Source organism: Aeromonas sp. 96A (assembly GCF_051919165.1).
GTDB lineage: Bacteria > Pseudomonadota > Gammaproteobacteria > Enterobacterales > Aeromonadaceae > Aeromonas > Aeromonas veronii.
Window position 1 is genome coordinate 597093 of the sequence record NZ_JBQBFE010000001.1, and the last position, 26449, is coordinate 623541.

The following is a 26449-nucleotide window of genomic DNA, read 5'->3' on the forward strand; positions in this document are numbered from 1 at the left end:
ATGCGATAACGGGGCGAAGAGACTCTCCGCCCCTTGCATCTTTTCCTTTACGCTCCTGCGTCCTGCGCCACCATCACTCGTCTATTCATGGATAATAAAGGCAGCTTTCTGCCTGTTGGATACCTATTTGACAAGCTCGAAACCGTCACAAAACGGCCACAAACCACCATCGTCTAATGCAAAGCCCTTGCCACGCTGAGCCCGCGGCTGCGACAACTGGACAGCTTTTGACCCTTGTTGCATAAGGGATAATCAGCCGCCGTTTGCTAGTAAAAAGCCCCCCGTTTCGCAAGCAAAAAAAGTTATTTAAATTTTCCATCTTCGATCGGGAGACTTGCATTTAGCGAAGCGGACGAATGAAAACCCGCTCACTGTGAGCGGTCACTAACTGATGGGGCAAGACTCACAATTTATCCACAGCTCGTCACTTATCCACACATTGCAATGGCGGGCCGACCTCACTATCTTGTAGCTCGAACTTAAAATAACACTACATCTTGTGATTCATCGCACAATCTCTACCCAACTCCCGCACACCGCCGGGGCCTGGGTGGCGCCATTGTGCGATGGTTTTTCGGGAATCAACTGAAGGTCATCAGCCAATGAACTTGTTTGTGACGAAGCGTAACGGACACAAAGAACCCATCGATCTGGATAAAATTCACCGCGTGCTGGACTGGGCCGCCGAAGGGCTCGACAACGTGTCGGTCTCCCAGGTAGAGCTCAAATCCCACATCCAGTTCTATGACGGTATCCGTACCGCCGACATTCACGAAACCATCATCAAGGCGACGGCTGACCTCATCTCCGAGCAGACCCCAGACTACCAGTACATGGCAGCCCGTCTGGCCATCTTCCACCTGCGCAAGAAGGCCTACGGCCAGTTCGAACCGCCCCACCTCTACCAGCACGTGGCTCGTCTGGTGGACATGGGCAAGTACGACAAGCACCTGCTGGAAGACTACACCCAGGCTGAATTCGAAGAGCTGAACGCGCACATGGATCACTGGCGCGACATGAACTTCTCCTACGCGGCGGTCAAGCAGCTGGAAGGCAAGTATCTGGTACAAAACCGTGTCACCGGCGAGATCTACGAGAGCCCGCAGTTCCTCTACATCCTGGTAGCGGCCTGCCTCTTCTCCAAGTACCCGAAAGATACCCGTCTGGACTACATCAAGCGCTTCTATGATGCGGTCTCTACCTTCAAGATCTCCCTGCCGACCCCGATCATGAGCGGCGTGCGCACCCCGACCCGTCAGTTCAGCTCCTGCGTACTGATCGAGTGCGACGACAGCCTGGACTCCATCAACGCCACCGCCAGCTCCATCGTGCGTTACGTCTCCCAGCGCGCCGGTATCGGCATCAACGCTGGTCGCATCCGCGGTCTGGGCAGCCCCATCCGTGGCGGCGAGGCGTTCCACACCGGTTGCATCCCCTTCTACAAATACTTCCAGACTGCCGTGAAGTGCTGCTCCCAGGGCGGCGTGCGCGGCGGTGCGGCCACCCTGTTCTACCCACTGTGGCACACCGAAGTGGAAAGCCTGCTGGTTTTGAAGAACAACCGCGGCGTGGAAGAGAACCGTGTCCGTCACATGGACTACGGCGTGCAGATCAACAAGCTGATGTACCAGCGCCTCATCAAGGGCGGTGACATCACCCTGTTCTCCCCGTCCGATGCGCCGGGTCTGTACGATGCGTTCTTCGCGGATCAGGACAAGTTCGAAGAGCTCTACGTCAAGTACGAGCAGGATCCGGCCATTCGCAAGAAGACCCTGAAAGCGGTAGACCTTTTCTCCCTGATGATGCAAGAGCGTGCCGGTACCGGTCGCATCTATATCCAGAACGTCGATCACTGCAACACCCACAGCCCGTTCGACCCGAGCGTGGCGCCGGTACGCCAGTCCAACCTCTGCCTCGAAATTGCGCTGCCGACCAAGCCGCTCAACAACATCGACGACGAGAGTGGCGAGATCGCCCTGTGCACCCTTTCCGCCTTCAACCTGGGTGCCATCGAGAAGCTGGAAGATCTGGAAGAGATGGCCGATCTGGCCGTGCGTGCCCTCGATGCCCTGCTCGACTATCAGGACTACCCGATTGCCGCCGCCAAGAAGGGCAGCATGGGTCGTCGTACTCTGGGGATCGGCGTCATCAACTACGCCTACTACCTTGCCAAGAACGGTGCCCGCTACTCTGACGGCTCAGGTCTGGCCCTGACTCACCGCACCTTCGAGGCGATCCAGTACTACCTGCTGAAAGCCTCCGTGCAGCTGGCACGCGAGTTCGGCCCCTGCCCGCTGTTTGGCGAGACCACCTATGCTCAGGGCATCCTGCCCATCGACACCTACAAGAAGGATCTGGATGCGCTGTGCAACGAGCCGCTGCATCTGGATTGGGAAAGTCTGCGTGAAGAGATCAAGTCCGTGGGCTTGCGTAACTCCACCCTGACCGCCCTGATGCCGAGCGAGACCTCCAGCCAGATCTCCAACGCCACCAACGGCATCGAGCCGCCGCGCGGCCTGGTGTCGGTCAAGGCCTCCAAAGACGGCATTCTCAAACAGGTGGTGCCCGAGTATGATCGCCTGAAAGATCAATACGAATTGCTCTGGAAGCAACCGAGCGTTGACGGTTACCTGCAGCTGGTCGGTATCATGCAGAAGTTTGTGGATCAGGCGATCTCCGCCAACACCAACTACGACCCTGCCCGTTTCGAAGGCAACAAGGTCCCGATGAAACAGCTGCTCAAGGACTTGCTGACCGCCTACAAATACGGCCTCAAGACCCTGTACTATCACAACACCCGTGATGGTGCAGACGATGCCCAGACCGATCTGCAAGATGACGGTTGCGCTGGCGGGGCTTGCAAAATCTAAGTCACGACAAGAACTGATAACCGGGCGGGAGCATGAAGCTCCCGCTCTCCTGTTTTCTCTATTCACATATTCTGGTAACCATGGCCTATTCAACTTTCTGCCAAACCCAAAACGACCAGCTCAAAGAGCCGATGTTTTTTGGCCAATCGGTCAACGTAGCCCGTTATGATCAACAAAAGCACGAAGTGTTCGAGCGGCTGATCGAGAAGCAGCTCTCCTTCTTCTGGCGCCCGGAAGAGGTGGATGTCTCCCGTGACCGCATCGACTATCAGGCCCTGCCGCCTCACGAGCAGCACATCTTCATCTCCAACCTGAAGTACCAGACTCTGCTGGACTCCATTCAGGGCCGCAGCCCCAACGTGGCCCTGCTGCCGCTGGTCTCCATTCCGGAGCTGGAAACCTGGATTGAGACCTGGGCCTTCTCCGAGACCATCCACTCTCGCTCCTACACCCACATCATCCGCAATATCGTCAACACCCCCGCCCAGGTGTTCGACGACATCGTGACCAATGAGCAGATCTTGAAGCGCGCTGGCTCCATCAGCCACTTCTACGACGACCTGATCGAAGCGACCGCCCTCTACAACCTGCACGGTGAAGGGACCCACACCGTCGCGGGCCGCGAAGTGACCATCACCTTGCGCGAGCTCAAGAAGAAGCTCTATCTGTGCCTGATGAGCGTCAACGCGCTGGAGGCAATTCGCTTCTACGTCAGCTTCGCCTGCTCCTTTGCCTTCGCCGAGCGTGAACTGATGGAAGGCAACGCCAAGATCATCAAGATGATCGCCCGCGACGAAGCGCTGCACCTCACCGGCACCCAGCACATGCTGAACCTGATGCGCACCGGCCAGGATGACCCGGAGATGGCCGAGATCGCCGCCGAGTGCGAACAGGCCTGCTTCGAGATCTTCAAGGAAGCGGCCATTCAGGAGAAAGAGTGGGCCGAGTACCTGTTCCAGGACGGCTCCATGATCGGCCTGAACAAGGATATCCTCTGCCAGTATGTGGAGTACATCACCAACCTGCGCATGAGCGCAGTCGGCCTGCAGCCAGCCTTTGCCGGCACCAAGCAAAACCCGATCCCCTGGATCAACACCTGGCTGTCATCCGACAACGTGCAGGTCGCCCCGCAAGAGGTAGAGGTCAGCTCCTATCTGGTCGGTCAGATCGACAGCGAAGTCAATGCCGACGACCTGGGTGATTTCGAGCTGTGAGTGACGCCACCAACACGCTGCCCCCTGCCCCGCACGCAGCTGCTGAACAGCAGGCGGTCGTGGCACCACGGGTACATACCCGGGATGGTGCCGTGCTGCACGCCCATCCCGGCGAAAGCGTGTTGGAGACCCTGGAGCGCCACGGTCATCATGTGGAGTTCCAGTGTCGCAGCGGCTATTGCGGCGCCTGCCGCACTCCGCTGATGGCTGGCAAGGTGCACTATCCTGCGGTGCCCTTGGCATTTGTCGCCCAGGGGGAGTGCCTCCCCTGCTGCTGCAAACCGGTCGGCGCTATCCGGCTGGATATCCAGAAAAGCTGACGCAGCCACCAGCTGCCACTCTCACAAAATAGAAAGCCGCCGGAGCAATCCGGCGGCTTTTTTTGTCTCTTCACATTGCTCGGGCGCCCGATGACAGACGCCCACCCCCTCAGAGGATTACAACCAGGGGGCAGCGGTCGGCCCGTGGTGCAGGCCCAGCTTCCAGACCCGGCCAAAGTGCTTGTAGTGACCGGCCGCGACACCGGCCTTCTCACCCATACCGTGGTAGAGATCGAGGTGGCCCTTCTTCACCGCCCCGCCCACATCCAGCGCAATCAACAGCCGCAGCTGGTGCTTGCCGGTCCAGTTGCCCTCTTTATCGAGCAAAGGGACTTCAGCGAGGATCGGCGTCCCCATCGGCAACAGGGTCTTGTCGGCAGCAACGGCCGCCAGCGGCAGCAGCGGGATACCGGCGGCGCCGATCACGTCATTGGTGGGTCGACGCTCGAAGAAGACATAGGAGGGGTTCTGCTCCACCAGCTCCTTGACGCTCTCCTCCGGCTGGCGGTTGGCCCACTCCTTGATGGCCTTCATCGACATCTGCTCTTTGGGCACTTCACCGCGGTCGATCAGTACCCGGCCGATACTGACGTAACCGTGGCCGTTCTTGCCGCTGTAGCCCAGATATTGCAGCCGACCGTCATCCCCGTAGTGGACAAAGCCCGAGCCCTGCACATCCATCAGGAAGTTATCGATAAGGGATTTGCTGTAACCCAGCTCCAGCCCTCGGTTGGCCAGCGCTCCCTGATGGATCTCGGCCCGGGTCGGACAACGGCCGCCACATTTGGGCATGGCATAGATGGGATATTTGTACTTGGCATCAGGGCGGTGGCGCACTTCCAGCACCGGCGAGTAGTAACCGGTAAACAGCACGTTACCCATGCGATCGGCGCCGCCCAGCTGAGCCAGGCTGATACCGTAACGGGTGATGTCGGCAGGATTGCCGCCGCCCGCCACCCAGCGGGAGAGCTGGTGATAGAGCTCGCCATAACGGCGGGTCATTTTGCCGGAGCGCTCCAATACCAGTCTGCTTTGCGGGCCAAACTTGCTGTAGTCGGCACGCGCACGGCTATTGACCCGCTCCACCCTCACCAGATCCTCTGGCAAGGTCCCGTCCAGATACTGCTTGCCCAGATTTTCCGGCACCTCGCAGTTAAGAAAGCATCTGTTGTCGGTCTGTTTTTTGGGCACTTCTGCTTTGTCAGAGTTGCCCGCACAACCGGCCAGTCCCAGCACTGCGGCGGTCAGCCAGTACGCGTGTTTGTTCATATGTCCTCATATAACGCCAAGAGCCATGCTCGGCGGGGAAGATGCCAAATTTGCAGGGGGAAAGCAAACGACATCAATCACTTGAAGCAGGATTTCTCCAAAGGGGGTCCGCTGGGTTATAACAAGGTGACAGGATGTGCGAGGTGATGGATGGAACAGCTCGAAATATTCCCGCTGCAGAGCCCCTGCATCGGGGTCTGCGAAGTGAACAACAAAGGCTACTGCAAGGGGTGCCTGCGCAATCGCGAAGAGCGTTTCAACTGGCTCACCATGACCCCTGCCCAGCAACAAGAGGTGATGCGCCTGTGCCGCAACCGCAAGGCGCGGGTTGAGGCTGCGCGGCGCAAGGCACAGGAAGGCGCGCTCAATGAACCGCAAACACAACCCGGCTGGGATTTTTAAACTCAGCCTACCTGCAATCCCCACCTCACAACTCACCTATATCACCGGCAAAACAAAAAGCGGCACGCAGGCCGCTCTTGGTTATGACGTGTTGCCGGGTGGCAAGGCTTATGCCGTGGCCAGTTTGGCTTGCTCTTCGCCGCGTTTGAGCATGGCGTAGGAGACACCGGTCAGCAGCGAGCCTGCCGCAATCGCCACGATATACATCATGACGTTGCTGATGGCATGCGGGATAAAGAGCACGAACAGACCGCCGTGGGGTGCCATCAGCTCACAGCCGAACAGCATGGAGAGCGCACCGGTCAGGGCACCGCCGACCATGCAGGCCGGGATGACCCGCATCGGATCCTTGGCGGCAAACGGGATTGCCCCCTCGGAGATAAAGCACAGGCCCAGCACGAAGGAGGCTTTGCCCGCTTCCTGCTCCGCCTTGATGAACTTGGTGCGGGCCAAGAAGGTCGCGATCCCCATCCCCAGTGCCGGCACCATACCAGCAGCCATCACCGCTGCCATCGGGGCGTAGGTTTTGGAGGCCAGCAGGCCGACACCGAAGGCGTAGGCTGCCTTGTTGACCGGGCCGCCCATATCGAAGCACATCATGGCGCCGATGATGACACCCAGCAGCACCGCGTTGGCAGAGCCCATGTTGTTGAGGAAGGTGGTCATGGCATTCATGATGCCGGCCACCGGGCCACCCACCACGTAGATCATCACCAGGCCGGTAAAGAGGCTGGCAAACAGCGGAATGATCAGGATGGGCTTGAGCGCTTCCAGGGTAGTCGGCAGGCGCACCTTGTCGCTCAGGTACTTGGCGCTGTAACCGGCCAGGAAACCGGCCACGATACCGCCAAGGAAACCGGCGCCCAGCGAGCTTGCCAGCATGCCGCCGATCATGCCGGGAGCGAGACCCGGGCGGTCAGCGATGGAGTAGGCAATGTAACCGGCCAGCACCGGGATCATCAGGGCGAAAGCGGAGCCACCACCGATCTTCATCAGGGCAGCAGCCAGGGTGCCTTCCACCTTGAACGCTTCGATACCGAACACGAACGAGAGCGCGATGATAAGACCGCCCGCGACCACCATCGGCAACATAAAGGAGACACCGGTCAGCAGGTGCTTGTAGGGGCCGGCTTTTTCCTCTTTCTTGGGCTGGCTGGCACCGCTGTGGCGATAGGTTTTCGCCTCACTCCAAGCCTTGTCCAGCTCGGCGCGGGTTTTCTTCAGCGCAGCGCCGGTGCTGGTGCGATAGACCGGCTTACCGTCAAAACGCGCCATGTCCACTTCGATATCGGTGGCGAGGAACACCAGATCGGCAGCGGCAATCTCCTCGGCGGTCAGGGCATTCTGGGCACCGACCGAGCCTTGGGTCTCGACGCGGATCTGATAACCCAGCTGTTTGGCCATGGTCTCCAGCGCTTCTGCCGACATAAAGGTGTGGGCAACGCCAGTCGGGCACGCTGTCACTGCCACGATGCGCTTGCCAGCGGCGGCCGATTTGGCGGCAGCAGGCGCGGCTTGATGGCGATAGAGGCAGGCGCCGCTGGCGGCTGCTTCCAGCAAGGCAGCCGGATCCTGCAGGGCGAGATCCATGCTGCCCTGATAGACCCGCTTGCCATCATAGGCAGCGAGATCCACCGGGGCACTGGCGACAACCAGCACCAAATCGGCGGCGGCAATCTGCTCTTTTGAGGGGATCTGGCGCGGTTGCACGCTGGAGCCGACGTCGAGGGTGAGTTCCCAGCCAGCCAGTTTGGCCTGCTGTTCTATCCGTTTTGCAGCGAGAAAGCTGGTGGCAATGCCCGCCGGGCAAGCCGTAACCAAGATTGCTTTCATTGGGCATCTCCTGAGTTTTCCATTGAGGGGGTATTGCACTGAACCGGTGCCAGCGCATCCAGACGCTCTACGCGCACCTGTTCAAGTAAAGGGTTGAGCACATTGATATCGTCAAAGCCGACCGCCACCTGACTGACCGCCAAGGCCGAGACGGCGGTGGCCAGCCGCAGGGTCTGCTCCGGCGTCCAGCCAAGGCTCAGACCATGGGCAAGACCGGCCACCAGGGAATCGCCAGCACCGACCGTGCTGACCACCTGCATCCGCGGCGGAATGGCCTGCCAGACGGCATCTGTGGCAAACCAGATCAGTCCGTCGGCGCCGTTGGAGATCACCACGTTGGGGATGCCGCTTGCCTGCAGCGCGCGGGCACACTCGGCCTGCTCGCTCAGGGTCTCGATGGGGCGGCCTGCCCACTGGCTCAGCTCCTCCAGATTGGGTTTGACCAAGGTCGGCGCCGACTTGATCCCTTCGCTTAAGGCTGCACCGCTGCAATCAAAGATCACCTGCTTGCCCTTGGCCTTGAGCAAGCGGATCAGATGGGCGCAGTAATCGGGGGCCACCCCTTTGGGCAGGCTGCCCGCCAGCACGAACCACTCTGCATGCGCAGCCAATTGGTCGATGGTCTGCTCCAGCTCGCTCACCTCCCCTTGCTGGATGGTGAGCCCCGGCAGGTTGAGATCGGTGACCCGACCGGATTGCTCGGAGATCTTGACGTTGATGCGGGTGCTGCCCGCGACACGGACAAAGTGATCATCCAGCGCCCGCTCTGCAAACAGGGAGACAAAGCTCTGCTCATTGTCAGCGCCCAGCCAGCCGGTGACGCCTACCTCGCGGCCCAAATCCTTGAGCACCATGGCAACGTTGATCCCCTTGCCCGCCGCACGCAGGTTGGCCTCGCTCACCAGATTGACCTCGCCCAGGCTCATTGCCTCGAGGCGAGTAGTGAGATCAAGGGCCGGATTGAGGGTGATGGTAACAATCTTCATCAATGCGCCCCCTCGCCGAGACCTGCGGCGATGGCCTCACCGATCCCCTTGAGGGCCGCTTCGGCATCTGCCCCTTCGGCGCGAAATGCCAGACGGTGACCGCACTTGACGCCAAGGCCGATCACCTTCATCAGGCTCTTGGCGGAGACCGCCTCGCCGCTGCCATCCAGATTGGCAACCCGGATATCGGATGCAAACTCTTTGGCCACCTTGACCAGCATGGCACCGGGACGAGCGTGCAGGCCGTGGGGGTTGATGATGGTGAAGGTTTCGGAAAGACCGCTCGCGGGGCCCGCTTGCAACATGGCCAGTCCCTCGCCGCCCGCCAGCGTCGCCAGCTGACCGGCAGCCGCCAGTTTGGCCAGATTCTCCAGCTGCGGCAGATGGCCGCTATCTGCAGCGCACAGCAGCAGCATGGCACTGACCGGCAGCTCCCCTGCGCGAAGTTCGCTGCTCGGGGTGGCCAGTACCCAGCCGGTCTGGGCCGATGCTGTTTGCTGAACATTGGCGCGGGCCAGCCAGATGCCCTCGCCCAGATAGGCCGGTTCGCTTGCCAGCAGCGCGCTTACCATGGCGGCATCGCCCCAACCGGCGGATTTGGCGCGGGCGGCGGCCCCCAGCAACAGCTGGTCGCGATCATCGGCCGGGAAGTCGGCCAGGGTCAGGTATTGCACCTCTTTGGCGGCAGTGGCGCCGGTCAGGATATTGATGATGGTGTCGGCATCGGTGGCCTCTTTGAGCTGGGCTGCCGCCTGCTCATCACCCAGCACATGGGTGAGCTGACGCAAAATGCCCAGATGCTCATCAGACTTGGCTGCAATCCCGATGGCGACGTAGGCAATCTGCCCCTCATCCCACTCGATGCCGTGAGGGAACTGGGCCACCATGACGCCGGTGCTCTTCACCAGATGGCGGGTGTCGGTGGTGCCGTGGGGAATGGCGATGCCGCTGCCAAGGTAGGTGGCGTGTTGCGCCTCGCGGGCCAGCATCCCATCCACATAGCCCGCTTCCACCAGACCGGCTTCGGTCAGTTTGCCTGCCAGCAGGGCAATGGCGTCCGACTTGGTCACCGCCGTCTGCCCCAGCAAGATCTGCTCTCGCGCCAACTTCAACATAGAGACTCTCCATCAGGTTCCGGCCGCGCCGGTAGATCACAATTGAACATTCGAGTAACTCGCCAGCTGACAATAGACCCGATCGCGGTTGTCTGTGATCGGTGCCTGATTTTCAGGCCACTGGGTCTCTTCGTTGCTGACAGGCTGAATCCTTTCACTTACACTCAGACTGAATCGTTTCAGCGAATTGATCAAGTACCCACAAAGAGTGCTTTTCAATGATATGATCCCGCGCACACTTTTCGGTGCCCTCACCCGGCAGTGACCGTGGGCCTTGCAACTCAAACAGAGCCAATATGATGAAACTGGATGAAATCGCCGCCCTCGCCGGTGTCTCGCGCACCACGGCAAGCTATGTGATCAATGGCAAGGCCGATCAATACCGCATCAGTCAGGCCACCCGCGACAAGGTGATGGCCGTTGTCACCGCCCATAACTATCAGCCGGACAGCCGCGCCGCCTCCCTGCGTGGCGGCCAGACCAAGACCCTCGGCTTTATCCTGCCCGACCTTGAGAACGCCAGTTACGCCAAGCTGGCCAAGCGGCTGGAACAGGGGGCGCGGGCGCAGGGATATCAGCTTCTCATCGTCTGCTCGGAAGATGATCCCGCCACCGAAAAAGAGCTGGCCCAGATGCTGGTGAGCCGCCATGTGGATGCCCTGCTGGTGGCCAGCTGCCTGCCGCCGGACGACCCCTTCTACGGCAAATTGCAGGCGCAAGGCAGTCAGATCCTCGCCATCGACCGGGCGATGGCCGCCGACAAGTTCGTCACCGTCGCCAGTGAAAACGAGAAAGCGAGCTTTGATCTCACCAGCTCCCTGCTCACCCCGACTCTGTGTCATATCGCCTTGCTCACCGCGCTGCCGGCACTCACGATTAGTCAGGAGCGCAAAGCAGGTTTCGAGCAGGCGGTCGCCAGTCACAGCACGGCTCGCCACCTGTGCGAGGGAGATCACTTCTCCCGCCTTGAGGGGTATCGCCTGATCAAAGATCTGCACCAGCAGCTGGGCCAGTTGCCCGAGGCACTGATCACTACCTCCTATATCCTGATGGAGGGGGTGCTGGACTATCTATTGGAACAAGAGATCGATATGAGCCAGCTTGCCATGGCCACCTTCGGGGACGATCGGCTGCTCGACTTCCTCCCCTTTGGCATCAACTCCCTGCCCCAGCAGCACGATGCCCTGGCCAGCCAGGCGCTGGAGCTGGCGCTCAAGGCGGTGAACGGTGACTACCAGAGCGGGCTGCACTATGTGAGCCGCACCCTCAAGCGCCGCCGCTAACCTGACCGAAGCAGACCCGATTTGCTATCAATGGGTAGGTAAAGAAAGCAGATGACAATAAGGCTGCCAGGATTGGCAGCCTTATTGTTTCCCCCTACCGGCCCGCTTGGCTTTCTCTACCGTCTGGCCGACTAAACAACCGGCCTCCACACCCTGTTCGCCGCACAACTCAACGCCCCCCTCCTCGCTCCCTTATCCGTACTGTTGCCACTTGGCTGCTCTGTATCAATGAGCCCCTGCCAGTCATTTTTTCGGTGCTTTTTTCTGCAATTAGCCATCACTGTCATCATTTATTTCCACTTGTTGCCACAAGCCAGCACAAGATCCGTATAAAAGGGGTTGTTTCCGCTATTTTGATCCGCTAACGTGGCAACCATCTTTTACAACTGACAGGTTTTAGGTACAGATGTTCCCGTTCCGATATTGCTAGCCTCCGACCCTATCCCGGAGGCACCTTCTGATAACGCCAATTGGCCCCCTCTTGTTGACGTCAATGCTGACATCGCCTATTTGCACTGACACCGCTACGTTCGGATGGATAACATGAATACCAAAACTCTGGGTTGTACCCTGTTGATTGCCGGCACCACCATAGGTGCGGGCATGCTGGCCCTGCCGTTGGCCTCCTCCTCCCTCGGCGGCCCCGCCACCCTGATGTTGATGGTCGGCCTCTGGGCCCTGATGGCCTTCACCGCCATGCTGCAAGTAGAGGCAAGCCTCAACACCGGCAAGTGGTACCTGCACCAGCTGGCGGATCATCTGCTCGGCCCCTGGGGCAAGCGCATCGCCTCCTTCTGTATCCTGATGCTGTTCTACTCGCTGGCCTCCGCCTACATCAGCGGCGGCAGCAGCCTGCTGGCACAGGCGCTGGTCGATGCCGGCATGACCCTCAGCCAAGAGCAGGCGGCATGGGCCTTTACCCTGCTGTTTGGCGGCATGGTCTGTGTCGGCACCCGCTCGGTGGATTACCTCAACCGGCTGATGTTCACTGTCAAACTGGTGATCATGGTGGTGGTGCTGGCGTTGCTGCTGCCCCGCACCGAAGGACAGCATCTGCTCTCGATGCCGCTGGGTCAGGGCCTGTTGCTGGCGGGCCTGCCGGTCATCTTCACCTCGTTTGGCTTTCACGGCTCCATTCCGAGCGTGATGCTTTACCTCGGTGACTGCCCCAAGCAGTTGCGTCGGGTCTTTGTCTGGGGCTCAGCCCTGCCGCTGATCCTCTACGTGCTGTGGCAGGTGGCGATCCTCGGTCTGCTCGGCCAGCAAGCCCTGCTGCAAACCGGCGGCGCGCTGGACAGCCTGCTGGCCAACGTCGGCAAGCTGGTGAGCTGGCCTGCGTTTAATCAGGCGATGCACCTGTTTGCCGATCTGGCTCTCGCCACCTCCTTCCTCGGGGTGACACTGGGGCTGTTCGACTTTATGGCCAAGGTGACCCGCCGCAAGGACAACTGGCAGGGCCGCACCCAGACCGGCCTCATCACCTTTGTGCCGCCATTGCTGTTTGCCCTCTACTTCCCGCAGGGCTTTATCATGGCCCTAGGATACGCTGCCATTGCGCTGGCGATCCTCGCGGTGCTGCTGCCGGTGGCGCTGGTATGGCAGAGCCGCAAGCAGGCGCCCGCCCACCACTACCGTGCCCCGGGTGGCGTAGTGGCGCTAGGAGTGGCCGCCGCCATGGGCGTGCTGATCGTCGGCGTCCAGATCAGCGTCAGCCTTGGAATGCTGCCAGCGCTGTAATCCCCGATACTGAATGCCCCAAATAGCAAAGCCCCGCCAATTAACTTGGCGGGGCTTTTTGTTGGAAAAGAAATCAAGTTGGATACAGGCATCCGCCATTAATTAAGAGAGCGCCCCTTACCAAACAAACACCCAAACCTTCAGCTATATACCGACCTTTTTACTACCCAACCCTGAATAATCAGTTCAAAAACCGTTCATGCCCCTTCGCTACACTGCCCGCTCGTTTATCGCGTTCAGGAGTTTGAAAACAATGATGTTGCACCTCAAGAAGAGCACCCTTGCCCTCATCCTGCTTGCCGCCAGCGGCGCACTTAGCGCCGCCGAAATCGCCAACAACAATATTACCGAGGCGGAGATCAAGGCCGCGCAGGATAGTTGGGGCACGGCGCTTATCAAGATCAGCGATGACTATCGCGCCGGTGGGATTGAGCGCGCCAAGGCGACTGCCGAGTCGGTGCTCGACAGCGCTTATGGCTACCAGCAGGGGCCGGTGCTGTTCAAACCCACTCTTGCCGGTGGCGAGCAGACCTTTCGCACCAACCGCGAGGGGGCGCTGGCCTACTTTGTCGGCAACAACAGCGCCTACCCCACCGACAAAGGGTTCGCCCTGAAAAACTGGCAGAGCTATCGCTATGACAATGCCGCCGTCTATATCAACGGCGACATGGCGCTGACCATGGGCAAGGTACATCTGGTAGATCGAGATAACAAGGAGACCACTGTCGACAAGACCTGGGGTTTCAAGAAGGGGGATGATGGCAAGGTGCGCATCGTGCTGCACCACTCCTCCCTCCCTTACGAGGGGTAATGACGGGGCGCAGCCCACCATCAACACGGTCAAAATACAGCCCTGCCACTTCGGCAGGGCTGTTTGTTTGCGCCTGCGCTTGGCAGATGGCGAGTGAGTGGATGACGGTCGTGCTAAGGCAGTTTGCTGCTACCCTCAAGGCAAGCCATTGAGATGCCGAGCAATATCGCGTCTCTGAACACCAGCCACTCGTTATCATCACACAAGGAGCCAGATACCATGACCATACTGCCTGTTTACGCGGCCCTGCTCGCCCTGTTGTTTGTGTTGCTGAGCATTCGTACCATTCGCACCCGCCATAGCCGCAAGGTGGCGCTGGGGCATGGGGATGACCCCGCCATGTTGCGCGCCATGCGGGTACACGCCAACTTTGCCGAGTATGTCCCCCTCGCCCTGCTGCTGATCTATTTCATCGAAGCCGGCAGCCATGCCCCCTGGCTGGTTCATTTGCTGGGGAGTGCCTTGCTGCTTGGCCGTCTCTGCCACGCCTTTGGCATGAGCCGCACGCCGGAGAACTTCCGTTATCGGGTGGTGGGAATGGGGCTGACCTTCACTGTGATCCTGGTGAGCACCGTCCATATCCTGATCACTGCCCTGCACCCCTGACCCGGCCGTCACGAATTGCTGGCGAAGCGGTCTGGCAGCCATCCCAATCGGCTATTCTTCACTGCACAGATAGTCGCAACAGTTCTGCTTAAACAAGCCCGATTCAGGAGTTCGATATGAAGTGGATTGGCTGGTTACTGCTTGTCGGGCTGACTCACGTTGCCCACGCAACCCCGCTAAAGCTGGCGGCAGCGGTCGAGCACACTGCGATATTGCGCCCTTTTATTCATGACTGGTTTGGCCGAGCCGGCATCGACTTTCAGTTGATCCCCTGCACCTATGCCCGCTGCGAAAAATTGATTGAGGCAGACCATGCCGTCGATGGCGATATGGCCCGGATCAAGGGCTTTGATCAGACCTATCCCCACTTGCTGCAGATCGGTGCCCCCATCTCGGAGGCGGCGATTTATGGTCAGCCACGGGATAACCCGAGCTGGCCCCCTGCCGAGGGTACCGTGATTGGCTGCCTGCGTGGCATCCAGTGGTGCGAGCGCTTCCTCGGCAACTATCAGGTCATCTGGTTGAACGATGAGAAGCAAGGGCTTGCCCAACTGCATCGAGGCAAAGTGGACTGGCTCATCAAGATGCGCCCCGCCTCTCAACCTGCACTGGCGTTCCCCTGGCAGAAGATCACCAAAGAGCAGGTCTTTCTCTACCTCGATAAAAAGCACCGAGCGGAAATTGCAGCCCTGCTCAAGGTACAGCTGGCGTTTATCAATAACGGCCGCTGGCTGGCAATGCAAAAGCAGTACCTCTCCGCCATCTAGCGCTGTTCTCGCAGCACCACACAGTGCCGATTACATGGCTGAAAAAACAAAAAGCCCTGCCAGATTGGCAGGGCTTTTTCAGTCAACCGCACAGCTGGGGAGTCAAGCTCCCGAGCCGCTTACTGGTTGTGGGTAGAGCGACGTGGACGACGGGCCTGAGCCGGTTTGCCAGCGCCATCAGCCGGACGCTGACCACCTTGCGGCTTGGGCTTGCCACCGTTACCGGTACGTGTACCACCCGCATTGCCATTGGAGGCGGAACGACCGGCCCCCTGACGCTGACCTTGACCTTGCGGACGCGGTGCACGGCGCTGCTCGCTCGGATCCCGGGGCTCTTTGCGCAGCGGCGCGCCGATACCACGGGCGATGTTGTCGAGGGTCTCGCGGGAAGCTTCAAAACCGGCCACCAGCTCGCACGGAATGTTCTGCTTGGTCAGACGCTCGATCGCCTTGATAAGCTTCCCTTCATCTGCAGCCACCAGCGAGATGGCGTGACCGGCAGCACCGGCACGGCCGGTACGACCGATGCGGTGCACGTAATCTTCCGCCACGTTGGGCAATTCGAAGTTGACCACTTGCGGCAACTTGTCGATGTCCAGACCACGGGCGGCGATGTCGGTCGCCACCAGCACCTTGACGCTACCATCCTTGAAACCGGCCAGCGCGCGAGTACGGGCACCCTGGCTCTTGTTACCGTGAATGGCGGCGGCGCTGACGCCGTTCTTGTCGAGAGTCTCGGCAACGCGATTGGCCATGTGCTTGGTACGGGTGAACACCAGTACCTGCTGCCAGTTGTTGCTGGTGACCAGATGACTCAGCAGCGCGATCTTGTTGGCCTTGTCGCACGGATGCACCAGCTGCTCGATACGCTCGGCAGTGCTGTTGCGCGGGGCAACTTCAATGACAGCCGGGTTGTCCAGCAGGCCAGTGGCCAGCTCGCGAATTTCATCGGCGAAGGTGGCGGAGAAGAGCAGGTTCTGGCGCTTCTTCGGCAGCAGGGTCAGGATGCGGCGGATGTCGCGGATAAAGCCCATGTCGAGCATGCGATCCGCTTCGTCTAGTACCAGGATCTCCACCTCGTCAAACTTGACGGCGTTCTGGTTGTAGAGATCGATCAGACGGCCCGGACAGGCCACCAGCACGTCCAGACCACGGCGAGTCGCCATCATCTGCGGGTTGATGCTCACGCCACCGAATACCACGTGGCTGCGCAGGGGCAGATGCTTGCCATAGTTGCGCACGCTCTCGCCCACCTGGGCGGCCAGCTCGCGCGTCGGGGTCAGTACCAGCGCACGGACGCGGTTCGGAGAGACCTTGCGCTTGCTCTCCATCAGACGTTGCAGCATCGGCAGGGTAAAGCCTGCGGTCTTGCCGGTCCCTGTTTGGGCCGCCGCCATCAGATCGCGGCCAGCCAGAACGGCGGGGATCGCTTGTTGCTGAATGGGAGACGGGGTGTCGTAGCCTTGTTCGGCAACGGCACGCAACAAGGGTTCGGCCAGACCGAGGGAAGTAAAACTCATAGTTACCTGCTAGGGATAGGGGCGCCGACAATCCGGGATGGGGCTCCTCTGCTGAGCCGATGCCATCTCGCCAGACTCGGGCCTGTTGAGAACACAACGATTTCCCCGGGGAGCAGAGCAAAGGGGAAAGAATAGGGGCGCAGTCTAACGGAGTTGTGCCGGATAAACGAGAAAAATGTGATGCTCCTCCCAGCACGCACAGAAAAGCCCTCTGCTCTCCACCGAATAATCCCGTTGACCAGTGAAGCACGCACCACACTATTAACTGACAACTTATTACCTGTCCCGCCATCGTGATGCGCGGGTCGCAGGCGCACGGGATAGCAGAGAACAAAAAGCAGAATAACGAGGTTAAGCTATGAGCACGCAATATCGTCCCCACGGCAACTGGCAGGCCAAGCTCTGCCTGCTGCTGCTTTTGCTGACCCCTTCCCTGCAGGCCAGTCAGACCCTGACCGTGGCCTGGAGCCACTGGCCCCCCTTCAGTCAAATCAACAACAGGGGTGAGCTGGACGGGCTGGATGTCAGCCTGACTCGCCAGATCCTCACCCAGGCGGGCTTTGCCCCCAAATTTCGTGAGATCCCCTGGGCGCGGGCACTCCATCTGGTGGAGCACGATCAGCTGGATGTGGCGATGGCCGCACTACCACTACCGGAGCGGCAGAAGTATGCCCGCTTCTCTGCACCCTATCGCCAGAGCGCCTATGTGCTGTTGAGTAATAACCCGATTCCAGGCCATCAGGATCGCTGGGGAAAGCTCGATACCTTGTCCAAACTGTGCCACAACAAGGATCTCAAAATTGGCAAACTGCGCGGTACTCGCCCCATTCATCAAATGGACGAGTGTCCTGCCCTCAAGGGGGCGACCGAGTACAATGCCGATGATCGACTAATCGAACTGCTGCTGGCCCGCCGTCTCGATGGCATCATTATGGAGTGGCAATATGCACGCTATCGGCTCTCCCAATTGGGCGCCGAGGGGTTTATCAGTTGTCAGCTGTTGCTGCACCATCAGCCGGTCAGCCTGATGTTTGCCAAAAACAGCATGAGCGAAGAGCAGCTCCTCAAGGTCAACGAGGCCATTCACGCTATGCCCAAACACCATGGGAAGTTCTCTCCCCCAACTGCCGTCTCGATGCCGATCCGCAGGACGCTGATCACTCTTGATAACCGACGAGTGATAGAAGTACCGCAGAGCATAAGAACAAAGGCGACCCGAAGGTCGCCTTTGATTTGGTTGACGAACCAGCACCCTGAACAGGGAGCGATCAGTCGATAAGCAGCAACAGCGATCAGCGCAGCTGAGGGGTATGGGTCAACACCCCCTGGTTCTGGGCGCGATGGCGCAGCAGGTGATCCATCAATACCAGTGCCAGCATGGCTTCGGCGATGGGCACGGCGCGAATGCCGACACAAGGATCGTGACGACCCTTGGTGATCATCTCGATGGCTTCACCTTCGGTATTGATGGTCTTGCCTGGCACCGTGATGCTGGAGGTGGGCTTGAGCGCCATGCTCACCACGATATCCTGACCTGACGAAATACCGCCCAGAATGCCGCCCGCATGGTTGCTGGCAAAGCCCGCCGGGGTCATCTCGTCGCGATGCTCGGAGCCTTTTTGCTCCACTACCGCAAAGCCGTCACCGATCTCCACCCCTTTCACCGCATTGATGCCCATCATTGCGTGGGCAATGTCGGCGTCGAGGCGATCAAATACCGGCTCACCCAGGCCCACAGGCACATTGCGCGCAATGACCTGCACCTTGGCACCGATACTGTTGCCCTCTTTTTTCAGGTCACGCATGTATTGATCCAGTTCTTCCAGCTTGCCCGCATCGGGGAAAAAGAAGGGATTCTGCTCAATCTGCGCCGCGTCAAAGCCTTCCGCCTTGATGGGGCCGAGCTGGGAGAGAAAACCGGTGATCTCGATGCCATGCACCTGTTTGAGGTACTTCTTGGCAATGGCTCCTGCCGCCACCCGCATCGCGGTCTCGCGTGCCGAGGAGCGACCACCGCCGCGATAGTCCCGCTGACCATACTTCTGGTGGTAGGTGTAGTCAGCGTGACCCGGCCGGAACAGATCCTTGATGTCGGAGTAATCCTTGGAGCGCTGATCGGTATTCTCGATGAGCAGCCCGATGGAGGTGCCGGTGGTCTTGCCCTCGAACACCCCGGAGAGGATCTTCACCTCGTCCGGCTCACGGCGCGGCGTGGTGTAGCGAGAAGTGCCCGGCTTTCGCCGATCCAGATCCCCCTGCAGATCCGCCTCGCTTATCTCAAGCCCCGGCGGGCAACCATCGACCACGGCGCCCAGCGCCAGGCCGTGACTTTCGCCAAAGGTAGTGACCCGAAAGAGTTGACCAAAACTGTTCCCTGCCATGCGCGCTCCTGCTCAGTTCTTGTAGATGGCGAAATGATCCTGATACTGCACCAGCTCGTCACGGGTCATTACAAAGACGCCGTGACCGCCGTTTTCGAATTCAACCCAGGTAAAGGGGATCTCGGGGAACTGGGCTTCCAGATGGATCATGCTGTTGCCCACTTCGACCACCAGCACGCCGTTATCCTTGAGGAAATCGGCCGCATGGGCCAGCAGACGCTTGGTCAGCTTGAGACCATCGGAGCCGGACGCCAGCGCCAGCTCGGGCTCGTGACGGAACTCGTCCGGCAGATCCGACATATCTTCGGAGTCCACATAGGGCGGGTTGGAGACGATGAGATCGTACTTGTCGCCCGCCGGCAGATCGCGGAACAGATCGGAGCGGATAGGAATGACCTGCTGCTCCAGCCCGTGATCGTTGATGTTGCGTTCAGCCACGTTCAGCGCATCGATGCTGATGTCGATGGCATCCACTTCCGCTTCCGGGAACTCGTGGGCCATGATGATGGCGATGCAACCTGAGCCGGTGCACAAGTCCATGATCCGGGTCGGTTCATGTTTGAGGAAGGGTGCGAAACGGTTGGCCACCATCTCGGCAATGGGGGAACGGGGAATGAGCACCCGCTCGTCCACGTAGAACTCCCAACCGGCATACCAGGCCTTGTTGGTCAGGTAGGCGGCCGGTACTCGCTCCTGTACCCGGCGGATAATCAGCTCGGCGATACGGTGACGCTCGCTGCTAGTCAGACGGGAGTGGCGCATGGCCGGGTCTACATCCGGTGGCAGATGTAACGCGGGCAGTACCAGCTGCACAGCTTCATCCCAGGCGTTGTCGGTTCCATGACCGTAAAAAATCCCGGCGTCGTTGAAACGACTCATGGCCCAACGCAACATGTCCTGGATGGTGTGCATCTCGGCAACCACCTCATCGATAAATATCTTGTCCAAATCCACCTCCAAGTCGAGTAATATCCGGCCCGAGCCCCGTTTACGTTGCGGGCAAGACGCATACCTAATACATGAGCATCTGATGAAAAAAACGCCCTCACCGACAGACGAGGAAACCCTGCTGTTCCGCGATGCGATAAAAGGTACCCGGAAAATCAAGCAAGATACCATAAGGGCCGAGTTACGCCCGGTCAAGCAGAAACGCGAATTGCGCGAAACCCGCGAAAAGCTTGGGGTTGACCACTATTTCAGCGATGAGTATCAGCCCCATCTCGACGATGATGGGCCGACCCGTTACGTGCGGGAAGATGTGTCAAAATTTGAGCTGAAAAAGCTCAAGCGGGGCATTTATCCGCCGGAGATCTATCTCGATCTGCACGGCATGAACCAGCAGCAGGCAAAACAGGAGCTGGCCGCCCTGCTCACCCTCTGCCAAAAAGAGAACATTCACGTCGCCTCGGTGATGCACGGCATCGGCAAACATATTCTCAAGCAGCGCATTCCCAGCTGGCTGGCCCAGCACCCCAATGTGCGCGCCTTCCATCAGGCCCCCCGCGAATGGGGCGGCGACAGCGCCATTCTGGTGTTGCTGGATATCGAAGAGTAGTTAGCCAAACGACCACACTATACTGAATATCAATATGTTATTCGCCGTGGAGGTCGCATGTTTACACAGGGTTCCCATGCCGACATAAAGTCATCTCTCGACGCCATCGGCGCCGCCGTGGCGGTGTTCAGCCTCGACAAGGATGATCACTTTGTGCTGGTCTCTGCCAACGATACCTTTGCCAAGGCGTTCGAGCTGGATGTCCTTGGCAGCATTGGCAAACAGCTGAGCGAGATGTTTCCCCGCTACATCACCAATACCATCGAGCCGCCAATGCACGAGTGTGTGCGCATGCAGACCGGGCTCGAGAGCGAGCTGCCTATCGACAGCCTCTCGCGCACCAGTTGGTGGCGCTTTATTCTCTCCCCGATCATCCCCGAGCAGGCACGGATCAACCGGATCATCGTGACCGCCATCGATATCACTGCCAAAAAGCAGCTGGAAGAGGCGCTCACCACCAGTCGCCGTCGCTTCGAAGCGGTGGTCAACTCCGCCTATGACGGCATCATCAGTGTCAGCAGCGAATCACGCATCGAGCTTATCAATACCGCCGCCTGCGAGATGTTCGGGATCGACGAAAGCTATCTCGGCAAGCGGCTGGAAACCCTGCTGCCACAGCGTTTTCGCGCCAATCACGAGACCTATTTCAAAGCCTTCAGCAGCTCCCCCATCAATTCGCGCCCGATGCATGCCCGCGCTTCGGTGATGGGTCTGCGCCGAGACGGCAGCGAATTTCCGCTGGAGGTGACCATCGCCAAGATCAATCTGGGCCCGACCACCGAGATGACCGCCATCTTGCGGGATATCTCGGAGCGAGCCCGACTGGTGGAGGAGTTGAAGGTTGCCGCCACCACTGATCCCCTGACCGGCATTGCCAACCGGCGCCGCTTCAACGAGCTGGTCAACGCCGAGATGCAACGCTGCCAGCGTTTTGGCCATACCATGAGCCTGCTGCTGATCGATATCGACCACTTCAAGGAAGTCAACGATACCTTTGGCCATCAGCAGGGGGATTTGGCGATCCTAAGTCTGGTGAAACGGATCAGCAAACAGCTGCGGGAGGTGGACATGCTGGGTCGCTGGGGTGGCGAAGAGTTTATCGTGCTGCTGCCGGAAACCTCTCTCGAGCTCGCCTGGGCCAGCGCCGAGCGGATCAGGTTAGCCATCGAATCCCAGCACCATGCACTGGAGGGGGCTCTTGAGATCACCCTCACCATCAGTATCGGGATCAGCGCCAGCAAGAGCAGCCATGACACTGTAGAGAAGATGGTCAGACGAGCCGACACCGCCCTCTATCTGGCCAAAAAGCAGGGGCGCAACTGCTGCCGCAAAGAGGAACCGGAGCCAATCTGATGGCGCACGCCCTTCCCTCTGGTGACACTGCTAACCAGTGCCTGCAGAGATAACCAACCACAACGTACACAAAAAGCAGGCTACTCTCTTCGGTAGCGCTGCTTTTTTCATTCTGCTTTTGGTGCACTTTTCAATCACAACCATCAAGGGGACGGCTAAAGCGCAGTGGGCCGCCATCAGCCAGAGAGAGCCTCACCGACAGCATACCGCCGTTGGGCAATTGCCACTCGAAGAAGTCATCAAATCCGGCAATCGTTACGGCACGGATCACCTTGGCGGCCACACCATGCGCCACCAGCAATATCCGCTCCCCGTGCATGGTCGAAGCAAGTTCTGTTAGTCCCTGCGAGACCCGGGCAATCACCTCATCAATGGTTTCACCACCGGGTGGAGATTCAGCCCAGCGCCGGGTGATATTGCGCGCCCACAGCTCGGGATAGCGTGTTCTTGCCTCTACCTGCGAACAGGCCGACATCCCGCTCACGAAAGGCAGGCACAAGCTCCACAGGCAATCCCAGCTGACGAGACAAGATGGCAGCACTCTCCCTTGTTCGCAGCAGAGGGGATGCCAACAGCCGATCGAACGGCTGCTGTGCCACAACCACCTTCTCAGCCAGACAAGAGAGCTGGCGCACGCCATCGTCATTGAGCCCGATATCCAGCGCGCCCTGATAACGCCCTTCCGCATTGGCCTGCGTCTCGCCATGGCGGATCACCACCAGTTCCATGTTGCACTCCTCTTTCCTGCTATCTGCTTAGTGATTAAACCGCATGCGACTTCCCATTCGGATAACGAGACGACAATCCCCATTCATCTGCGCACCTTAACAATTATTTTAAATCGAGCAATATTACCTAGCTCCCAGTGAAAATAATCTGCAGAACTACGCACACTCATCCGTAAACAAATGGATACACATGACTTTTACATCTAATATGTTCATTTCTCATTCTGAGAAATAAATAGCGAGCCGGGTGATACCATGAGTTGATAGATGGGAAGAATAAACACCCTCATCATAAATACGAGAAGGATAGCGTCATGGGTGTGCTCTTCGAACCCATCGTTTAGCAAAACATCACACAATGTTTTTTGAATATTACTAAGCAGCAAGGGTGAAACATTAAATCCAGCCATCAATAAATTTGATGCGGGCCGTTTACATCACTTTAAATGGGAAAGAAAGTTGGCTGACAAATACAGTTCCCCCTCCAGATTGATGGATCTCTTTTTAATCTCTGCCACATATCTCCCCCAACGCAAAAATATATTACAAGGGGGCTAAGCCCCCTCTCCTTATCAATCAATGGATGGACTGTCTCTTTATTGGGTCGTCACCAACGCCCAGGGGCCGCCTTTGGCGGGATCATCCCCTTGCGTCCACCATTTGGCCTGATAGACGGCGCCCTTGTAGCTCACCTTGCTGCCAGCGGTGTAGACCTTGGTCGCTTCCCAGGCCGGGTTGCCACCGATGGGGGGTTCGCTCGGATCGACCGGCGGTGGAGTCAGTTTGTCCACGATACGCACTTTCGGCCAGTTGGCGTGGGAGCCGTAGAAGTTGGTCACGCACTTCTCGTAATCACCCGGCACCAATGCAGAATAAGCGGTCTGGAAGCCCACCAGCTCGCACTCAAAGGAGTAACCGCCCGGGCGATCCGGATAGTACTTCCAGTTGCCATCCCAGTTGGTGTAGAGCACGTCGGTGGCGCCGTTAAGATTGAGACTGCCATAGGGAGTCTGCTGCCAGCAGGTGTTCTTCTCATCAGCCTTGATCGGGATCTGGTAGTGGTTGGCCAGCCCTTCCCAGTAGCGAATACGGTTGACCGGCTGCCCCTTGTCCTTGTTCTGCTCGCCACACTCGATGCCGCCGTTGATGACGTTGATGGTTGTGCCAAAGCCATAGCCGATACCGGCGTCAGCTTCCCGTTTGGAGGGTACCCAGGTACGATCAATCACGTGCAGCATGGCCGGTTTCGGGGCCTGCGGGGTGAGGAAAAACCAGATGGCAGAAGCGAGGTTAAGCCAGGAGTCCGCCACCAGCCCCGGGTTGTTGAGCAGCACGGAGGCATCGCCATCAAACATCGCCTCGGAGAAGGCACCGTAGTTGAAGTGGTAAGAAAGCTGCTTGGCGCCGCGGCCAAAGTAACCTTGTCCGGTACTACAGGGCCACTTCTTGTTCTGCCAGTCGTTCTGGCCACAGCCGGTGGTATAGCCGGTCTGTCCCTCTGACCAGCCCATCTCCCGCACATGCACCAGCGCCTGTTGCCACTCCTCCAGCCCCAGCGGGTTATCGGAGACGTTCTCCTTGGCAATATGGCCACCGGTCTCCTGAGAGAAGTGGGCAAAGGCGGTCACGATGGATTTTTTACAGATCGCATCAGAATCACGCCCGTCAGTATATTCGCCACAGAACGCAGGGAATTTACCGATGGCTCGCAAGAAGCGGACATAAGTATATTCCGGCGCTGCCATCTGGGTTAAATATTCCCATTCAGATTGGGGAAATACCCGTTCAACCCGTTTTACGTTGTCAGGATTGCTTGCCAGACCCGGTTCAATGGCATCAACGATTTTATTTGACCGGGTCGCCAATGCCTTGGCCCATATTGCATACATGGGATTAGCCGTCTTGGCTTTTTCCATGGCGGCCAGATCCGGGGCCGCAATCACATATCCTCCCGCATTTTGCGGATCGGGTTGAATATTCATGGCTGCACTCATTGCGGCATAGCTTGGCAATGCGCAGGCGGCAGCGATCAGCCAGGCACAACGCTTGGGTTTGAACATGTTTATCGTCCTTGTTTGAATTAATGCGTTCCAAGAGTAGGTGTTTCAACAACTAAATTCACGATGAGAATTAAGAAACAAGCAGAATTTGTGAGCCATTTCACCTTGTGATATTCAGTGCAACTGAAACAAAGAAAAAGAAGCCAAACGAAAACGCCAGAGCGTGATCTTTCGCCCATTTTTAGAACAGTTGAGACGGCCAGGTGGCCTGCCATACGGTCATTGTTCGTGATGAAAAAAATGGCTGACAGGCTCAACCTGTCAGCCATCATCAATGTTCAAGAAAAATGCTCAAAATAGCCGGATGTCAGGCACGCACGGCACGGATCAGGATATTGCGCGGGGTCATGGGTTTGACACAGAACTCCCCCACTTCGACCCGATAGCCCTGCTCTTGCAAAAAGAGCGCGCGATCCAGCGCCAGCCAGATCTCGAGGGGACGGCGAAACAGGTGGCGCACCAGCTCCATGCGGGCGACATCACCAAAGCGGCGCTCCCCGTGTTCCAGCCAGGCGGAATAGTCGAGCCCGGCGGGCAGCACAATCCCTTTGCGTTCAGCAGCCCAAACGCAGAATGCCTCGAAGGTGCCGGTCAGCAGGCTCTTTTGCATATTGGGCACCGGCAGATACTCATCCACCCCGCGCACCTGACGCTGCAGGCAGTCAAACCCGAGTCGCCACACCACTTCCTGCTCGCGCAGGCGGGCGATCCGCGCACCGCCGGTGACCGTCTCCTGTAGCGGCAACTTGAGATCCGCCTTGCTCAACACCAGCTCGCTGGCATTGGCCGCGGCCGACAGCGGGCGATAGTGGCTGGTACGGATCAGGTGGTAACAACAGGGAGAGATGGTCACTCCGCGGGCACTGCGCTCGGCCACCCGCTCCAGCAGATGGGTGTGAAGCTCGCCGCAGGCATGGAGTGCCATAGCGTGATGTTCGGGGGCGATCAGCGCCGCCGACTCGGGGGCAAAGGCATCGGCGCAGGTAAAGGTCATATTGGCGCCATCTCGCTCGGCCAGCAGCCGACCTTCGTCACAAAGCTGCTCTTGCAACTCCAGACTGAGGATCGGAGCCTGTCGATGAAGTGATACCAGCCGCCCAAGGTGGCCCTTACCGGCACACCACTCCAGATAGGGCCCCTGATGGGCCGGCAAACAGGCGGTGAACGACTCGATCTGGGCCTGCTTGCGCCCCGGCATATGCAGTGCCATCTCCTTGCTGCAGGTGATGGGCTCCGGGGTAAACGGGGCAAGTTGGCTAAGTTGCTGCAGCTCGGCTCCCTCGGCAATCCAGGGGGCAAGTAGCGTGCTGAGGGCATCCATATCCGCATCGAGCTCTGCCAACTGGACGAGCGTCAGCCCATTGAGCAACGCCGCCAGTTCGGGCGCCTCATCGGTAAAGGCCATGGTCAGATGATGATATGGCTGATACTGCCACCAGCGTTTGTAGCGGGTGAGCAGTCGATCCAGGTGTTGAAAACATTGAGCAAGCACGAATGCCCCTGCCTTGCAGTCAAAAAGGAGGCTCATTCTAGCGATCCCGCTTCAAATTGCACTCTCAATACCTGACGATCTGTGCCGCACAACAGCACCGCCAACCCTGTGACCCAGGGCAGACCTGACAAAGTGCGGGGTTTTATG

Annotated in this window: 20 protein-coding genes and 2 pseudogenes; 12 read left to right on the forward strand and 10 right to left on the reverse strand. The window is 58.8% G+C overall.

From position 1 onward, the window contains the following. Window positions 1–602: 602 nt before the first annotated feature. The 3 genes from nrdA (at window position 603) to yfaE (ending at window position 4404) form a co-directional block, all read left to right on the forward strand. Window positions 603–2870, forward strand: a complete 2268-nt coding sequence (gene nrdA / locus ACTG2W_RS02800; protein ID WP_201937808.1) for a class 1a ribonucleoside-diphosphate reductase subunit alpha — start codon at window positions 603–605, stop codon at window positions 2868–2870. Between the two features lie 80 nt (window positions 2871–2950). Next, window positions 2951–4084 carry a class Ia ribonucleoside-diphosphate reductase subunit beta gene (gene nrdB / locus ACTG2W_RS02805; protein WP_005336708.1) on the forward strand — a complete coding sequence of 378 codons (1134 nt, stop codon included), beginning with the start codon at window positions 2951–2953 and terminating at the stop codon, window positions 4082–4084. Beyond that, the gene (gene yfaE / locus ACTG2W_RS02810; RefSeq protein ID WP_181281607.1) at window positions 4081–4404 is read left to right on the forward strand and encodes a class I ribonucleotide reductase maintenance protein YfaE; all 324 of its coding nucleotides are present in this window, start codon (window positions 4081–4083) and stop codon (window positions 4402–4404) included. The genes nrdB and yfaE overlap by 4 nt, the downstream gene beginning before the upstream one ends. A 117-nt stretch (window positions 4405–4521) precedes the next feature. Here the strand turns inward: yfaE and mltA are convergent, their stop codons facing one another. Further along, window positions 4522–5673 (reverse strand): murein transglycosylase A, encoded by a 1152-nt coding sequence (mltA, locus tag ACTG2W_RS02815; protein ID WP_106843357.1) that lies wholly within the window; start codon window positions 5671–5673, stop codon window positions 4522–4524. Window positions 5674–5823: 150 nt separating this feature from the next. Between mltA and ACTG2W_RS02820 the strand changes: the two genes are divergently transcribed. Further along, window positions 5824–6075 (forward strand): DUF1289 domain-containing protein, encoded by a 252-nt coding sequence (locus tag ACTG2W_RS02820; protein WP_106843356.1) that lies wholly within the window; start codon window positions 5824–5826, stop codon window positions 6073–6075. Between the two features lie 108 nt (window positions 6076–6183). Here the strand turns inward: ACTG2W_RS02820 and fruA are convergent, their stop codons facing one another. The 3 genes from fruA to fruB are packed head-to-tail and all read right to left on the reverse strand — an operon-like array spanning window position 6184 to window position 10009. Beyond that, a complete protein-coding gene (gene fruA, locus ACTG2W_RS02825) occupies window positions 6184–7908 on the reverse strand; it encodes a PTS fructose transporter subunit IIBC (protein WP_106843355.1) in 1725 nt (574 codons plus the stop codon). After that, window positions 7905–8894 carry a 1-phosphofructokinase gene (pfkB, locus tag ACTG2W_RS02830; RefSeq protein ID WP_106843354.1) on the reverse strand — a complete coding sequence of 330 codons (990 nt, stop codon included), beginning with the start codon at window positions 8892–8894 and terminating at the stop codon, window positions 7905–7907. The genes fruA and pfkB overlap by 4 nt, the downstream gene beginning before the upstream one ends. Further along, entirely contained in the window at window positions 8894–10009 is a 1116-nt protein-coding gene (gene fruB / locus ACTG2W_RS02835; protein ID WP_106843353.1) for a fused PTS fructose transporter subunit IIA/HPr protein, read from the reverse strand. Before fruB ends, pfkB begins: the two co-directional genes overlap by 1 nt. A gap of 296 nt (window positions 10010–10305) precedes the next feature. Here fruB and cra point away from each other — a divergent pair, with 296 nt between their 5' ends. The 5 genes from cra to ACTG2W_RS02860 all read left to right on the forward strand — a co-directional run bounded on the left by cra (window position 10306) and on the right by ACTG2W_RS02860 (window position 15213). Next, window positions 10306–11292 carry a catabolite repressor/activator gene (gene cra, locus ACTG2W_RS02840; RefSeq protein WP_181281606.1) on the forward strand — a complete coding sequence of 329 codons (987 nt, stop codon included), beginning with the start codon at window positions 10306–10308 and terminating at the stop codon, window positions 11290–11292. A 543-nt stretch (window positions 11293–11835) separates the two neighbouring features. After that, window positions 11836–13029, forward strand: a complete 1194-nt coding sequence (locus ACTG2W_RS02845) for an aromatic amino acid transport family protein (RefSeq protein ID WP_106843352.1) — start codon at window positions 11836–11838, stop codon at window positions 13027–13029. 253 nt (window positions 13030–13282) lie between these two features. Continuing rightward, window positions 13283–13840 carry a hypothetical protein gene (locus tag ACTG2W_RS02850; protein ID WP_106843351.1) on the forward strand — a complete coding sequence of 186 codons (558 nt, stop codon included), beginning with the start codon at window positions 13283–13285 and terminating at the stop codon, window positions 13838–13840. Window positions 13841–14059: 219 nt separating this feature from the next. Continuing rightward, window positions 14060–14446 carry an MAPEG family protein gene (locus ACTG2W_RS02855; RefSeq protein ID WP_106843350.1) on the forward strand — a complete coding sequence of 129 codons (387 nt, stop codon included), beginning with the start codon at window positions 14060–14062 and terminating at the stop codon, window positions 14444–14446. 116 nt (window positions 14447–14562) lie between these two features. After that, window positions 14563–15213: a hypothetical protein gene (locus tag ACTG2W_RS02860; protein ID WP_106843349.1), complete on the forward strand. Its 651-nt coding sequence runs from the start codon at window positions 14563–14565 to the stop codon at window positions 15211–15213. A gap of 119 nt (window positions 15214–15332) precedes the next feature. Here ACTG2W_RS02860 and ACTG2W_RS02865 read toward each other — a convergent pair whose 3' ends face one another. Next, the gene (locus ACTG2W_RS02865) at window positions 15333–16733 is read right to left on the reverse strand and encodes a DEAD/DEAH box helicase (protein WP_106843348.1); all 1401 of its coding nucleotides are present in this window, start codon (window positions 16731–16733) and stop codon (window positions 15333–15335) included. A gap of 358 nt (window positions 16734–17091) precedes the next feature. Between ACTG2W_RS02865 and ACTG2W_RS02870 the strand changes: the two are divergent. Next, window positions 17092–17900, forward strand: a pseudogene (locus ACTG2W_RS02870) (substrate-binding periplasmic protein). Between the two features lie 125 nt (window positions 17901–18025). On the opposite strand, the gene aroC reads toward ACTG2W_RS02870, so the two are convergent. Next, a complete protein-coding gene (gene aroC / locus ACTG2W_RS02875; RefSeq protein ID WP_058058188.1) occupies window positions 18026–19114 on the reverse strand; it encodes a chorismate synthase in 1089 nt (362 codons plus the stop codon). Window positions 19115–19126: 12 nt separating this feature from the next. Continuing rightward, window positions 19127–20062: a 50S ribosomal protein L3 N(5)-glutamine methyltransferase gene (gene prmB / locus ACTG2W_RS02880; protein WP_005360393.1), complete on the reverse strand. Its 936-nt coding sequence runs from the start codon at window positions 20060–20062 to the stop codon at window positions 19127–19129. A gap of 82 nt (window positions 20063–20144) precedes the next feature. Between prmB and smrB the strand changes: the two genes are divergently transcribed. Then, window positions 20145–20669, forward strand: a complete 525-nt coding sequence (smrB, locus tag ACTG2W_RS02885) for an endonuclease SmrB (RefSeq protein WP_005333198.1) — start codon at window positions 20145–20147, stop codon at window positions 20667–20669. A 57-nt stretch (window positions 20670–20726) separates the two neighbouring features. Next, on the forward strand, window positions 20727–22022 hold the full coding sequence (locus ACTG2W_RS02890; RefSeq protein WP_106843346.1) for a sensor domain-containing diguanylate cyclase: 1296 nt from the start codon (window positions 20727–20729) through the stop codon (window positions 22020–22022). 130 nt (window positions 22023–22152) lie between these two features. Here the strand turns inward: ACTG2W_RS02890 and ACTG2W_RS02895 are convergent. The 3 genes and pseudogenes from ACTG2W_RS02895 to ACTG2W_RS02905 all read right to left on the reverse strand — a co-directional run bounded on the left by ACTG2W_RS02895 (window position 22153) and on the right by ACTG2W_RS02905 (window position 26338). Next, window positions 22153–22684: pseudogene (locus ACTG2W_RS02895) on the reverse strand (histidine phosphatase family protein). A 662-nt stretch (window positions 22685–23346) separates the two neighbouring features. Next, window positions 23347–24810 carry a chitinase gene (locus ACTG2W_RS02900; RefSeq protein ID WP_106843345.1) on the reverse strand — a complete coding sequence of 488 codons (1464 nt, stop codon included), beginning with the start codon at window positions 24808–24810 and terminating at the stop codon, window positions 23347–23349. Between the two features lie 307 nt (window positions 24811–25117). Continuing rightward, entirely contained in the window at window positions 25118–26338 is a 1221-nt protein-coding gene (locus ACTG2W_RS02905; RefSeq protein ID WP_106843344.1) for a methyltransferase, read from the reverse strand. Window positions 26339–26449 lie beyond the last annotated feature (111 nt).